Here is an 823-nt window from a genome sequence, read left to right on the forward strand (position 1 = left end):
CCATATTAGAGGGCGAGATTACAAACGACTATCACGAAGCATTTAATTTTATGCTAAATCAGGCAAAACAAATGGGATTAAATCCTGTTAATAAATAATTTAATTGCTAAAACACTACAATTAGGCTGTCTTTTATGCCACCTGATATTTGTGGTAATTATAAATTAACTTTATTTTTACGGTTCCAAAACACTATAATGGCTATTTATAAATTTAGAATTACTTTCGAAGATTTTGATGATGTTGTAAGAGAGATCGACATTAAATCAAACCAAACATTTGAAGACCTGCACAAGGCTATTCACAGATCTACGGGTTATAATGCCGAAAAATCTTCCTCTTTTTACGTAAGCACCGATAATTGGTTAAAAGGTGATGAAATTGCTTATTTACCAAGTGAGCGTAAAAAAGACCGTGTAGTTTTAATGGAGAATTCTAAACTAAGTGGTTTTATTGAAGATCCGCATCAAAAGTTTTACTATATCTACAATTTCGATCGCCCTTATGATTTTCATGTAGAGCTGGTAAAAATAATTTTAGATGCCGATCCAAATATCGAATACCCATTTTTAGCTAAAAGCAGTGGTGAAGCACCTAAAATTTTTGAAAGTAGCAATGCACCCATTGTCGATCCTGGCGCAGCTGTTGGTGCAGTTGCAGGTGAATTTGATTTCTTAAACGAAATGAATTTTGTACCAGAAGATACCGACGAATTGGAAGCCATGGGCGAAATGGGGATCAATGCCGAAGAGAGGGACGAAGACGAAGAAAGCGAAGAAGACGAATTCGGCGACGAATTTTCTGATAGTGATAACTTCGAAGA

Annotated in this window: 1 protein-coding gene; it reads left to right on the forward strand. The window is 35.4% G+C overall.

What is annotated here, in order from left to right; genetic code table 11:
• Positions 1-197: 197 nt before the first annotated feature.
• Positions 198-823, forward strand: a 626-nt coding sequence (locus AC1DND_RS28715; protein WP_477586354.1) for an IS1096 element passenger TnpR family protein, incomplete at its 3' end; no start/stop codon positions are given.

The organism is Pedobacter sp. 01N416 (assembly GCF_056399685.1).